Below are 13,017 nucleotides of genomic sequence, written 5' to 3' on the forward strand. Positions count from 1 at the left end.
TCATCTATTTTGGGCGCTAAGGCTAATTATTTTGAAAGGCAAGGATATTGCAAAATTCATCTTGAAGCCGGTCTATGGGTTTTAATTTTCCACGCAAACCTATCTGTTTGAAAGCATATCCAAAATTTTTAAGGAATTCCAAAATATCCTGAGCTTCGTATCCGGCCGATTGACAGGCTTCTTTGTTGATTTCAATGATCAAAGAGGGTTTGAACCGGGTTAGGCATTTTGTTGCCCCCTTCAGGACTTGCAGTTCGGCACCTTCCACATCTATCTTTATAAGATCCACTCGTCCCGGCCGCAGGTGCTCCAATTGGTTGTCCAAAGTATCCAGCTTAATTTTTTGGATTAAAAAGGTATGCTCAGGGGTAGGGTATATCGTATTGACCCCTTCATTCGATCCTTCCTTCCCGTAGAGGTTAATTTCTCCCGGCCTATCAGACAATCCCATTTGAATAGCCTGGATTACGTTTGAATAATCTGGATTTAATGAAATGTTTTCTTTAAGCTGAGCAAAAACAGCATCCATAGGTTCAAATGCAAGAACATTTCCGCTGGCTGTGGTTTTCCTGACGGCCCATAAGGCATATTCTCCCTGATTTGCTCCTATATCAATAAAGGTATTCCCTTTTTTGAGTAATTTTTCTAGAACAAAAATTGGTCTCCAATCATGGGCACCTCTCCAGTAAATTGAAGCCCCCATACTTTTGGATATATCCACTTTCATCTGTATGCCCCGAAACTTAAAGGTTCTCCATTCCTTTTCAGTGTATGCTTTGGCAAAAAAACACTTCATCCATTGGACTAAAAAATAACCTCCTGGAATAAGGTAAAGATTTCTAGAAAATGCCGCTGCAATTTTTTCCATATTGCTTTTTTGAATCAATGCTGATAGGGAAGTACTGAAAATAACTGATCTTTCCTTTTTTGAAGGCTATACCGTTCGCTTATTCTTTGTTGGACCAATTCATGTTCATGGATGGACAAAGGAAGGGATATCCTTCTTTTGATGGTTTTTTCCAGCATATTAAGATCTCTTTTGGGTATTATTTCACCAGTTTCACCTACAATATCCGGTAGTATATTGACCTGGCTGACGATGGGAATACATCCACATAGCATGGCCTCACAGAGCGCACAGCCAAAACCTTCGAAACTCGAAAGCTGAAAATAATAACTGTGCCGGTAAAACTCTGCTTTTAGCTGTTGCTGTGTCAATTTTCCCAAAAAACTTAAATTATTGGGAATTTGAAATCCACTGGGGGTTTCCATCCCTACAATGGTAAATTGGCAATCTTTCAATCTTTTAGCCAGTTCTATTATTAAATCTCCGCCTTTTAAAACAAACTGCGAAGATGATAAAACACTGATGAAGGATTTTTCCTGTTTTTCTTCAATAGTTTTTTGTTTCCAGAAATTTTTATCAAATCCATTATAAATGACCTTATAGGGAGTTTGTAAGGAGGGGAAGTGATACAAAAAACCATTTGGCAGGGGTTTGCCATTAGCGAGGAAATTATTTTCGCTTTTTACCAATGATTCACTTACTGGCAGCAATAAACTTGCCCATTCGTAAGATTTTTTACAAAACCATTTCAAAAGCGGAATCCTAAGACTTCCATAATTCAATTGGGGAATGGCGGCACAATCCGTTCCGTGCAGGACAATGAATACCGGTTTTTGGAAAATTTTACCCAAAAGCGCTGGAAAGAAAGACCAATAACCACCAAAATGAACAAAGACAAACTGCACCTCACTTATCCTGGATAAAAGATGTAGAAATTGGGCAATCAAATAAAAAGGTGCCAGTTCCTTCCGGTTCCAATTGTAGGTATTGATGATAAGCTCATACCTTTCAGATAGGATTTTGATGTCCTGAAGTACGAAGGATTGAAAGGAAGGGGTAACCAAAAATACCTTGGGCTTTAGGGATTTCATGTTTCTTTATTGCCTGGGTAAAAGCTGTAACCTATTCCAATTACCAATAGAGCCGATATCAAATATTGCATGATCACTACAACGCTTTTTGTTTTGAAATAGGAATCAGGTTCAAACTGCATGACTACAGTGGATTTTCCCTGTGGAACTTCGATACCCCTTAAGAGGTAATTGGCCCTGATTATGGATGCTTCATTTCCATTGACGCTCGCCTTCCAACCTTTGGGATAATATACTTCAGAAAAAACTACCAGACCTCCTTCAAAGGCATCTACTTCATATTCCAAGCGGTAAGGTTTTTTATTGATCAGGTTTACCATACCTGATCCTGTTTTTGGTTTGCCATATTCTTTTTCATTTACCGTTGCCATGGATTTGGTATCCATATTTGCGACAAGACTGATTTCTTCATCATTGGTAATGACGTTTTTTACTTCTGAGGGAAACCAAGCTACGCCATTAGCTTCAGGGTTTAAGAAAACAGCATTTTCTCCTCGACCGGCCATAATATATTTAGTGTTGAGCATATTGAGGGCATGCAAACCTTTCCAGTCAAAATCACCTTCTTGGGCTTTCTGAACAAAAGCCTGCATTTCCGGGCCCAATACATTCTCGATCAATTCCTGATAGCGCTTCATTTTGGCACCATGGTAACCCCCAATGCTATGGTGGTAATAACTGGTTCTGGCATCATTGAAGGGGTTTTCAATATTCAATACCCTGAAATAATCTTTGTCCCTTAAAATTTTTTCATCCGCCGGGGTAATGGAAAAAAATTGAACCGAAGGATTGTACTGCATGGAGTCTTCGCCTAAATACCTTCTATTGACAGTCCAAAGATCAACGATCAGCAATAAAGTCATGCCTAAAGCCGCTAATTGAACAGATAGCTTTTTCATCCAGGCTGCCCAAATCAATCCTGCAGAAAGCAGTATAAAGATAATGGTCTTCAAAGCGCTGCTTTTTAACATTGCCTTTCTATCATCCATCAAGGCTTCTGCCAGCCAGTTGGGGAAGTTACTGTCTACAGGAGCTCTGAAACTGAACATACCTGCAAATAACCAAAAGAATGCTGCCAGACCTGCTGTTGATCCTAATGCTATCAATAGGTTTTTATTGAATTGCTGTTTGGATGAAGATTTGAACATATTTTCGAGACCCAAAACCCCCAATACGGGTATCGCAAATAAAGCCATGGAAAGTCCCATGGTAACGGCTCTGAATTTGTTGTACCCCGGAAGGATATCAAAAAGGGTATAATTGAACCATTCCAGGTTTTTTCCCCAGGCAAGCAGAATGGATAAAATGGTTATGCTTAGGAAAACAGCTTTCTGCCTTTTGGGAGCATATAGAAGTCCTAAAACAAACAGGAAGACCATAATTGCTCCTCCATAAATTGGACCACCTGTTCCGGGTTGATCGCCCCAATAAGTCCTGGCATTTTTTACAAAATCCCTTGTTTGAGCTGCATCAATTCCATTGGACCTAAGAGCTTGCTCAGTTCTTGAATTCTCTGGCAAAGCCTCTGTGCTGCCACCTCCATATAAATAAGGTACAAGCAAAGTCAAAGTCTCTAATTTTCCCTGAGACCAATTAAAAGCGTAGTCTTTATCAAGACCAGAAGAGGAGACATTGGCTGATCCTAAATTAGATGGCCCGCGGGTAGAATAGGGGCTATATTCCAGGACAGTCATAAACCTGCTCAAATTAGCGCCAACGGCTAATATGAGTCCGATCACCAAAATACCTAAAGCTTTTGCAAAATGGCCAAAAAGCTTGGTCCTGTAAACATGTACCAATTCACCGATCCCATAAATAACAACTATCAAAACCGTGTAATAGGTGATCTGAAGGTGGTTGAATTTCAACTGGAGCATCATCCCAAAAGCAAAAAGGGCCAAACCGAGCAGAAACTTCCGTTGGAATGTAAGGTGAATGCCTGCCAGAATCAAAGGGATAAGACAGATAGCCCAGATTTTGGCATTGTGACCAGCATCCAAACTGATCAAATGAAAGGTGTTAAATGCAAAGGCAATTGCTCCAAGTATTGAAAACTCAGGCCTGACTTTAAAACTCAAAAGAAGGATGTACATGGCCACCATGCCAAAAAACAGAGAATTGACAGGATGGGGAAGACCTAAAGTAATGATTTTGGTAAGTGCGTTGGTAATATCTCCCGGAACTTCAAAACTCACCAAATAGGCAGGCATGCCGCTGAACATTCTGGAGGCCCATAATGCTTCCTCACCTGTAGCTGCCCTATAGTCCAAGATTTCTTTGGATGCCCCTTCCCATTGGAGGATATCATATTGAAAAATGATTTTTCCATCAAAAACAACTGGGGAAAAGTAAAGAAGTACTACCAGATAAAAAAGGACGATGCCTCCCAAATGAGGCAGGATATCTTTTTTGAAATCGATCTGCATTTTTTCTCGTTTCATTTTTTAAGTCAGTCCGCAAATTAGGAATAAAAGAGAAAAGCTTAGCCGAAAAAATCCAATTTATATGTTCAATTGCCTAAAAATTCGGAATCCACACGTGGATAAAATTCCGGATTCAGCCCTATTTCCTCGATTCATAATGTTTGCAGACATTCAAGAATAACCAAATTAATTCCTATTTTTGCCTCAAATAGAATGCAGGCATGTTTGATAATCTTAGTTTAAAATTAGATAGAGCTTTTAAGACCCTGAAGGGTACTGGTAAAATTACAGAAATCAATGTGGCCACTACTGTGAAAGAAATCCGTAGGGCCTTGATTGATGCAGACGTGAATTATAAAGTTGCCAAAGAGGTGACAGATACCATCAAAGAACAGGCATTGGGCAGGGATGTGTTGATAGCGGTATCTCCAGGACAACTTTTGGTAAAAATCACGCAGGAAGAGCTGACCAAATTGATGGGGGGATCCAAAGTGGATATCAACATCAAGGGTGACCCAGCAGTTATTTTGATTTCAGGTTTGCAGGGTTCCGGTAAAACCACTTTTTCAGGAAAGTTAGCCTATTTACTCAAGAAACAAGGCAGGCAGGTTTTGTTGGCAGCCTGCGACATCTACCGTCCTGCTGCGATCGATCAGTTGAAAGTATTGGGTGAGCAGATTGGGGTAGAGGTATATGCTGAGCCTGAGAATAAAAATGCTTTGGAAATTGCCAGTAGGGCAATAGAATACGCAAAAAAACAGGGTAAAAAAATAGTCATCGTCGATACAGCCGGACGTTTGGCAGTAGATGAGCAAATGATGAAGGAAATTGAAGCGCTTAAAAAGGCTCTTAATCCTTCAGAAACGCTTTTTGTGGTAGACTCCATGACAGGTCAGGATGCTGTCAACACTGCCAAGACATTTGATGAAAGGTTGGATTTTGACGGTGTTGTATTGACCAAATTGGATGGTGATACGCGTGGCGGTGCTGCCATTTCCATCCGTCACGTTGTCAATAAGCCAATTAAATTTATTTCTACAGGTGAAAAAATGGAAAACATTGATGTTTTCCACCCTGATAGGATGGCCCAAAGAATCCTGGGCATGGGAGATGTGATCTCTTTGGTTGAGCGTGCCCAGCAGACTTTTGACGAAGATGAAGCCAAGCGTATCAATGCCAAAATCCGTAAAAACCAGTTCAACTTCGATGATTTCCTTTCTCAGTTGGAGCAGATCAAGAAAATGGGGAACATTAAAGATCTCGTAGGAATGATCCCGGGTATGGGCAAAGCCATGAAAGGTTTGGACATTGATGATGATTCCTTCAAACCAATTGAAGCTATTATCAGAAGTATGACTCCTGCTGAAAGGGAAAATCCGGACATTATTGATGGAAGTAGAAGAAAGAGGATAGCCAACGGTAGCGGTAGGAGTATTACTGAAGTCAATAATCTGATGAAACAGTTTGCAGATATGCGAAAACTGATGAAGCAGATGAACAAAATGGGGGGCGCCAAAAAAGCCCTTGGAAATATGATCCCGGGCATGGGAAGGAGGTAAAAATTTGGCCAATTAAAAAAAGGGGGATGCGGATTTCTGAAATCGCATTCGGGAAGGAAACCAGTTTTCCTAGTATAAACTAAGGCCTTTTAAGCTTATATCTTTTTCCAGGTAGCGCCTGTATAAATCCCTCAAATTCAAGGTTTAATAACCTGATAGCTAAAGTGGAAACAGACATGTTGAGCAGAAGTGCAAGACTGTCTATTTCCACTTCTTTTTTTGTCTGCAACATCAGAAGAATTTCCTGATCTTCCTGTTCAAATTTGGAGAGGTCCCAAGTAGGGGTTCCATTATCTTTAGGGGAATCTTTGGACCAGGACAGACATTCTTCAAGATCTTTTGGCCCAGTATAAATGGAAGCTTTCATACTACGGATCAGGTTATTGCATCCCTCACTATAAGTTGCCTGAAGATTTCCCGGCACCGCAAACACTTCCTTATTATAGCTATAGGCAATTTCAGCAGTTATTAAGGCTCCGCCTTTCTTGGCAGCTTCCACTACAATCAAGGCATCTGAAAGTCCGGCAATTATTCTGTTCCTTTTTGGGAAATTGGTAGGGTGCATGATGGTTCCTGGGGGAAATTCACTTAAAATACCTCCAGATTCAAGCATGCTTTGCGCTGTGGATTTATGTGCAGAGGGATAGATTTGGTCTACGGAAGAACCTAAAACCGCAACCGTAGGCAAATTACAGGAAAGTGCATTACGGTGGGCTTCAATGTCTACCCCATAGGCCAATCCACTGATAACCATAGGTGCATAAGGCGCCAGGTCTTCGATGATTTTCTTGGTGATGCTTTTACCATATTCCGTTATATTTCGGGTACCTACTATACCCACAGTTCTTGGTGGATTAAAATTGATGTTTCCTTTATGGAATAATACCACAGGACAATCATCCAAGCCTTTTAATCTTATTGGGAAGTTATTGTCCGAAAAAGTTACTATTTCGATGTTTTTCTTTTGACAAGCCTGAATGATTTCCTCAGCTGACCTGAGATACTCATGTTTTTTGGACCTAAAAGACAGCAGTTTTTGACTGATCCTGGGAATTTTAGCAGCTTTACCTGCTGGCATTTCAAAAAAATTTTGGGCTGAACCTGCATATCCTACAATATTTCGGCAGATAGCAGGGCCAATTTGGGGGATAAAGTTAAGGGCAATTTCGTATATCAGATCATCTTTCGCCTGGTCCAACATGCATTTTGTCTCTTATTTCGATTAAAAAACGTTTGATTTGGTGAAGCCTATCCACCATACTGGCCTTATCAAATACTTTTTCCTGGTCATTTTTGATTACTTCCTGTGCGCCCTGAAGGGTATAGCCTTTCACTTTTACCAATTGGTAGATGTAGCGGATTTTTTCTATGTCATCTTTGGTAAAGCGTCTGTTGCCTTTTTTGTCCTTTTTTGGCTTGATGATGTCAAACTCACCCTCCCAATAACGGATAAGTGATGGGGCAACCTTGAACATAGTGGCTACTTCACCAATAGAATAGTATTTTTTTTCAATTTCTCTTTCTTTGTAGGGCACGGTTTTCTGTTTTAGGTTCGAGGCTTTTGGTTCAAATATGGTTCCAAATTTCAATTCCCATTGAATAAGCTAAATTTACTTTGCCTTTTTCAAGAAGTAAACTGTTTTTTAATCGATTAATTTTAAATAGCTGAAAATCAGCTTTATATTTTCTTTGACTTATTCCCTAAAATCCGCAGGATTTTAGTTTGGAGATTTGAATCTGCTTGTTTGTGTTCATTTTTGGTCTAGTTCGGGAATTTCTTCCCTTTGATTGAAGAGTGTTCATAGTTTTGAGACAATGGATTTTAGGTTTGAGGATAAAATGGACGGTTTTTTTCCTCAATTTTAATGGAAAAGGCATACCTCTTCCCTGTAAATCTTTATTTTTTGAGCTCCTGAGGGGTTTTTATCTGAATTTAGTTCAAAATCGGCTTGTAATCCTTACTCGTGAACAGTTTGAGCACTTCTCTTCTTCCCGTTCTTATCCACTTGGCTGAAACAGTGATAAATCTGAAGATAAACTTCTTGAGCCTGTCGGTAGGCTTAAGCCAATCAACTTTTCTGGAATACTCTCCAATGATATAGGTGTAAAAATTGGCATACATAGCCGTCATAAGCATAAAGGAGGTATTCTCTGCAAGGAACGAACAGGGCAACTTAGACCAGCCAAAGTCATTGTTGAGTACATCAAACAAGCGTTCGCTTGCACCCCGGGCGTTATAAAACCTTACAACAGCTTCATTGGACGATGTATGTTCATTGGTCAGAATAGCCCTGTAAGTAAATGCATCTCCACTAAACACATCTGCCTGCCCGTCTTTACGCCTGATTCTGGTAATGACCAGCCTGTAAGACCTGTCTTTACCGAAAGGTTTGTAGTCGGATAGGTCAGTAACTTCCATTTCCTGTACACCCAAACGTATTTTCTGCCACTTCTCAGGGGCTATACTTCCAAGGATATTATCCAGTTTGGCACATCTGTTTGCCCGTATATAAAAGCTTTCGGTATGTGCTTCCAGTGTGCGGAGAACTTCTTCCTGATAGGATGCTGAATCGGCTCTGAACCTTCCGATACGGATATTTTCATTGGTAAGCTGCCCAAACATGCGTGTAAGTGTATCAGCCTGCAAATATTTGGCCTGACTGTTGCCATTTCTGCCCTCTACGTACACAGGAATGGCCTGTGAAAATTCAGGATGTGCTATGGAAGCTACACCTGGCTGATATCCATAGACGTGTTTATATGTCTTTTTTGAATCGTACTTTTCAGTTGGAATGACGGTGTTGTCATAATCGAGGTCGTAAGCAACACCTGACTTGAGTAATCCGGTCTTACAAGCTGATTTTAACAACAAGCTGTTGAGTTTTCCATTGATATTAAATTCATGGCTTACTCCACTGGACGGATTTATAAAGAGTTCTGTATCAACAGCAAGCTCTTTGATACCTCTCAGAATTGTATCGGCACTGCATACTGAAAATGAAGGGACCTGTTCAAGTGCGTCTCTCAAGTGAACATTGATATCTTCAGTACAGTCGCCACCATTAAAGAAAATAGCCATATGATTGGCGAAAATGTCACTGTATGAAAACCCTCCCCTTAAGGCTCTAACCCCCAATTGATTATCAATGAGTTCTGGGAGACCAGAATTTTTGAAAGAGTTAAAAACAAAATTAAAACCTCCGAAAGGTGTGATTTTTTCTGTCGAATTCGTAATTTTCATACCGCTTATCAAGGATGTGTGGTAACACCTAAATAAGTGAAAAAAAAACGAGCCGGAAAAGCCTGAATTGAATAAATTCAGCCACTTTTTCGGCTTTTTTTAAATCCGCCCTGCGGATTTAAGGTATTCATTTTTTGTGTGGAAAATTTTTTTCATCAATTGCCATTTTTCACCTGGTTTTGCCCCTGGCAATGCCTGTTGGTATTTCGACATCAAACTTTCCCATTGTTGTACTATTGGACTATTGGTATCGATTACCTTTTTCTTTTCGAATGAAAATGAAGCATCTGTTTCCATAATCATGAACAGACGGTTTTCCCACCGGAAAATTTCCATGGACTGAATTCCTGATTCTTTGAAGCTTTCCAAGATTTCAGGCCAAACCGCTTGGTGATGTTTCTCATATTCCTCTATCAGACCTGGATCATTTTTCAAATCCAGCGCTAAACAATACCTCATAAACTAATTTTATTGGGTGTTAATTTGACTTTGATGTATTTTTTGAAACATTTTTCAAATTAGGTTTTTATATTGAAAAATAAATCCGGTCCGATTAATTGATGTTTAAAAATTTTCTTCGGTCATTTTTGCTCATTCTTTTCCTTTTCCTGGGTCAGATAGAAAAAAGCTATGCCCAGCTTTCTACTGTCGGAAGGGAATTCTGGATAGGATTTATGGAAAACAACCGGGTACAGAATTTTAATAACCCGGCCAACTCTGCGCTAGATTATGGAATCGTGCTGATTACCGCTGCCGAGCCGGCATTTGGTTTTGTACAATATGCAGGAAGACAGGTAAATTTTGATCTTCAACAAGGAGAACAGTTTTTTTATAAAATAGAAGATCAGGACATGCTTCACAGATCTTCAGGTGTTGTAGAAAACAAAGGAGTATTCATTCAATCCAGTGGAAACGTATCGGTTTATGCTTTTAATGAACGCTCCAGATCGGCTGATGGTACAGTTGTTTTGCCCATTCCTTCATTGGGAAAAGATTATTATGTGGTTTCCCATTATGAGATCATGACTGCCCCAACCAATCTTCCCTACACCCCTAATGTCAATGATGAAAGTTTGTTTTTGATTGTTGGCGTAGAAGACAATACCCGTATAGAAGTAGTACCTTCTGTTTTCACTTTAAGCGGTAATGCGGCAAATACCCCTTTTTTTATCAATCTTAACGCCGGACAAAGTTATCAAGTTAAGGCCAAAGCTGATCTTACCGGTTCAAGGGTCCGGGTAGTTGGGGACAATATTGATGACTGTAAGAATATTGCCGTATTTGGGGGGAACAAATGGACGAGTGTTGGGAATTGCGGCGGTGCAAACGATCATCTTTTTCAACAGCTTTATCCTACTAAAACCTGGGGTACAGACTATTTGCATGTCTCTTTGGCAGGAAGAACATCAGGGGAATTGGTTAAGGTGGTGGCATCAGAAAACAATACTCAGGTATTTGTGGACGGGCAAAATGCAGGCACCATTGATGCAGGAAAATTTTTAACTTTTGAATTTGAGGCAGATGCAGTAAAAAGAATTCAAACGGATAAGCCTTCTTCCGTAACGGTTTTTTCAAAAAGTCAGGAATGTAACCGTCCGGGTTCGCCCATGTATCTGGATGGGGATCCTTTTATGATCAGCTACAGTCCTACCCAACAACTACTAAGGTCCGTAACATTCAATGCCATCCAATTGCCCGTTGTAACGGTCCATTATGTCAATATTATTGCAAAAACTGCTTCGGTAGGGCTTACAAGGCTTGATGGACAGAATGTGGGCAACCGTTTTACGCCTTTTCCGCAGCAGCCGGAGTTTTCATATGCCAGAATCCCTATCGACCAAGGTGTTCATAGTCTTTCTAACCCAGAAGGCTTTATTGCCTATGTTTACGGGTTTGGGGATGTGGAGTCATATGGCTATGCGGCAGGAGCCAGTTTGGACAATCTTAATTTTGAAATTGAACCGTTTTATGAATTTGAAATTGAGGGAGATAAAGTAGCTTGCCTCAATCAAAATGGAAGGTGGCAGATATTTCCTGAAAATGAAATTTTCACTTTCTTTCTTTGGGATTTTGGGGATGGATCTGCTTTAAAGGAAGGGAAAGAAGTAGAGCATATTTTTACCCGGAAAGGAGAATATGAAGTGAAGGTAATTGCTTCAGTTAGTCCAAACAGCTGCGATCTCCAGGAGGAGGTTCTTTTTAAAGTAGAAGTAAGAGATGTAGAAGGTGAAATTCTTGGTGTAACCTCCGTTTGTCCAGATGTTGAAGAAATAACGTATAGTTTTAAATCGGCAGACCCTTTCCAGAAAGTGATCTGGAGGCAAGAGGGGGGAGAAATTATCGACTCGGATGAGGAGAAAGGTTTGGTTACCATCCGTTGGGGTGCAGCAAACCCGAATGCAAGGCTTTATGCTACTCCTTTTACTTTGGAGGGGTGTCCACTGGATGAAATTTCAATACAGATTACTATCAATCCCCTGATCCAGTCCACCATTCCTCAAGGTGAAATACAAGTTTGCTTTGATCCGGAGCTGGAATTTAAATACTCGGTTTCCAACCCTCTTAATTCCAGAGGGTATGAATGGTTTGTTGAACAAGGGAGCATTGTTGGAGCCAGGGAAGGGCCCGTCATTAAAATCAGGTGGGATATTCCGGGAGTCAAGGGTAGGGTATGGTTCAGAGAATATAGTCTCATTGATGATTCCTGTGAAGGTGAATCCCCAAAATTGGAAGTAACCGTTAATCAGGCCTTTGTGCTGGAAAATGTTGAAAAATCAAATGTTTCCTGCTTTGGAGCAAATGATGGTCAAATTTCCCTGAGTGTAGCAGGGGGTATTCTTCCTTTAAGTTACGATTGGAGCCACGACCCTGCCTTGAATGCCCCCAACGCCTCCAATTTACTCGCTGGGAAGTACCGTGTAAAAGTAATGGATGCTTTTGGCTGCGAATTGATTTCCGAAGAAATAGAAATTACCCAGCCGGAAATTCTACAACTATCTTCCTTGGAGACTTCAGGAACATCCTGTTTTGGCAGAGCAGATGGGAAGGCCGTAATTGAATTGACAGGAGGAATACCACCTTACACCATTGATTATCCCAATACAGCAATAAATAGAAATACATATGCTTTAGAAAATCTGGAAAGCGGGAATTATGATCTAAATATCACTGACGGAAATGGCTGTCGGTTGAATCTGGTTTTTGAAATAGAATCTCCTTTACCCGTTCTTTTGGAAGTTACACAAACCCGTCCGAGTTGCCCTGGGCAGTCCAACGGCGAGCTTTTTGTAACACCTGGAGCAGGTTTTATTCCTTTGCAGTACAGTTGGAATTACAACGATGAACAAGGACAACTGCTTACAGGACTTCCAAGAGGAGTATATCAAGTGGTTGCCAAAGATGCAAATGGTTGTGAAGCTTTAGGTACAGCAGAAGTAAGGGAAGAGGCTCCCATAGTCAGGATGCCAACAGGGTATAAGTTGGGTGAAGATCTATTTGTAGGTGTCTCCAATTGTGAAATTGCATTTAACCTTACTATTTTTAATAGGTGGGGTCAACTGATCTATAATGGCAGTTCTGGTTGGGATGGGAAAATCAATGGAGAAAATGCACCCCTAGGTACGTATTCATATCTTTTCCAGTATCATTTTCAAATGAATGGGGATGATGTAAGGATGGAAAAGAGGGGAGTGTTTACATTAATCTTTTTAATGCATAACCTTTTTGCTCCACAAATGCTTATTCTAAACAAATTCCGCATTGATGGGTATTCATTATCTGAAACTTAGAGAAATATTGATAAATTGTCCTTGTTTGTTGGATAAGTAAAATGCGTCGGTCCGGTCACATATTTTCG

Annotated in this window: 9 protein-coding genes; 2 read left to right on the plus strand and 7 right to left on the minus strand. The window is 40.4% G+C overall.

Annotation, left to right across the window (positions count from 1 at the left end):
• Positions 1–22: 22 nt before the first annotated feature.
• The 3 genes from BC751_RS14240 to BC751_RS14250 are packed head-to-tail and all read right to left on the minus strand — an operon-like array spanning position 23 to position 4,364.
• Positions 23–868 (minus strand): FkbM family methyltransferase, encoded by an 846-nt coding sequence (locus BC751_RS14240; RefSeq protein ID WP_130276197.1) that lies wholly within the window; start codon positions 866–868, stop codon positions 23–25.
• A gap of 14 nt (positions 869–882) precedes the next feature.
• Complete coding sequence (locus BC751_RS14245) at positions 883–1,938, minus strand: glycosyltransferase family 4 protein (protein WP_130276199.1); 1,056 nt, start codon at positions 1,936–1,938, stop codon at positions 883–885.
• Positions 1,935–4,364, minus strand: coding sequence for a hypothetical protein (locus BC751_RS14250; protein WP_130277591.1), 2,430 nt, complete (start codon positions 4,362–4,364; stop codon positions 1,935–1,937). Before BC751_RS14250 ends, BC751_RS14245 begins: the two co-directional genes overlap by 4 nt.
• Before the next feature lie 218 nt (positions 4,365–4,582).
• Between BC751_RS14250 and ffh the strand changes: the two genes are divergently transcribed.
• Positions 4,583–5,920, plus strand: coding sequence for a signal recognition particle protein (gene ffh / locus BC751_RS14255; protein ID WP_130276200.1), 1,338 nt, complete (start codon positions 4,583–4,585; stop codon positions 5,918–5,920).
• A 79-nt stretch (positions 5,921–5,999) separates the two neighbouring features.
• On the opposite strand, the gene dprA is transcribed toward ffh, so the two are convergent.
• The 4 genes from dprA to BC751_RS14275 form a co-directional block, all read right to left on the minus strand.
• Positions 6,000–7,121 (minus strand): DNA-processing protein DprA, encoded by a 1,122-nt coding sequence (dprA, locus tag BC751_RS14260; RefSeq protein WP_130276202.1) that lies wholly within the window; start codon positions 7,119–7,121, stop codon positions 6,000–6,002.
• On the minus strand, positions 7,099–7,455 hold the full coding sequence (locus tag BC751_RS14265; protein ID WP_130276204.1) for a MerR family transcriptional regulator: 357 nt from the start codon (positions 7,453–7,455) through the stop codon (positions 7,099–7,101). The genes dprA and BC751_RS14265 overlap by 23 nt, the downstream gene beginning before the upstream one ends.
• 398 nt (positions 7,456–7,853) lie before the next feature.
• Positions 7,854–9,161: an IS1380 family transposase gene (locus BC751_RS14270; RefSeq protein WP_130273823.1), complete on the minus strand. Its 1,308-nt coding sequence runs from the start codon at positions 9,159–9,161 to the stop codon at positions 7,854–7,856.
• Between the two features lie 99 nt (positions 9,162–9,260).
• The gene (locus BC751_RS14275) at positions 9,261–9,620 is read right to left on the minus strand and encodes an L-rhamnose mutarotase (RefSeq protein WP_130276206.1); all 360 of its coding nucleotides are present in this window, start codon (positions 9,618–9,620) and stop codon (positions 9,261–9,263) included.
• A 101-nt stretch (positions 9,621–9,721) separates the two neighbouring features.
• On the opposite strand from BC751_RS14275, the gene BC751_RS14280 reads away from it, so the two are divergent.
• On the plus strand, positions 9,722–12,949 hold the full coding sequence (locus tag BC751_RS14280; protein ID WP_130276208.1) for a PKD domain-containing protein: 3,228 nt from the start codon (positions 9,722–9,724) through the stop codon (positions 12,947–12,949).
• Positions 12,950–13,017 lie beyond the last annotated feature (68 nt).

This window comes from Cecembia calidifontis (assembly GCF_004216715.1).
In the GTDB taxonomy this organism is placed as follows: Bacteria; Bacteroidota; Bacteroidia; order Cytophagales; family Cyclobacteriaceae; genus Cecembia_A; species Cecembia_A calidifontis.

Coding starts and splice junctions, on each gene's coding strand:
- BC751_RS14280 (WP_130276208.1), top strand. CDS start 9,722: ATGTTTAAAAATTTTCTTCGGTCATTTTTGCTCATTCTTTTCCTTTTC.
- BC751_RS14245 (WP_130276199.1), bottom strand. CDS start 1,938: ATGAAATCCCTAAAGCCCAAGGTATTTTTGGTTACCCCTTCCTTTCAA.
- BC751_RS14275 (WP_130276206.1), bottom strand. CDS start 9,620: ATGAGGTATTGTTTAGCGCTGGATTTGAAAAATGATCCAGGTCTGATA.
- BC751_RS14240 (WP_130276197.1), bottom strand. CDS start 868: ATGGAAAAAATTGCAGCGGCATTTTCTAGAAATCTTTACCTTATTCCA.
- dprA (WP_130276202.1), bottom strand. CDS start 7,121: ATGTTGGACCAGGCGAAAGATGATCTGATATACGAAATTGCCCTTAAC.
- BC751_RS14270 (WP_130273823.1), bottom strand. CDS start 9,161: ATGAAAATTACGAATTCGACAGAAAAAATCACACCTTTCGGAGGTTTT.
- BC751_RS14250 (WP_130277591.1), bottom strand. CDS start 4,364: ATGCAGATCGATTTCAAAAAAGATATCCTGCCTCATTTGGGAGGCATC.
- ffh (WP_130276200.1), top strand. CDS start 4,583: ATGTTTGATAATCTTAGTTTAAAATTAGATAGAGCTTTTAAGACCCTG.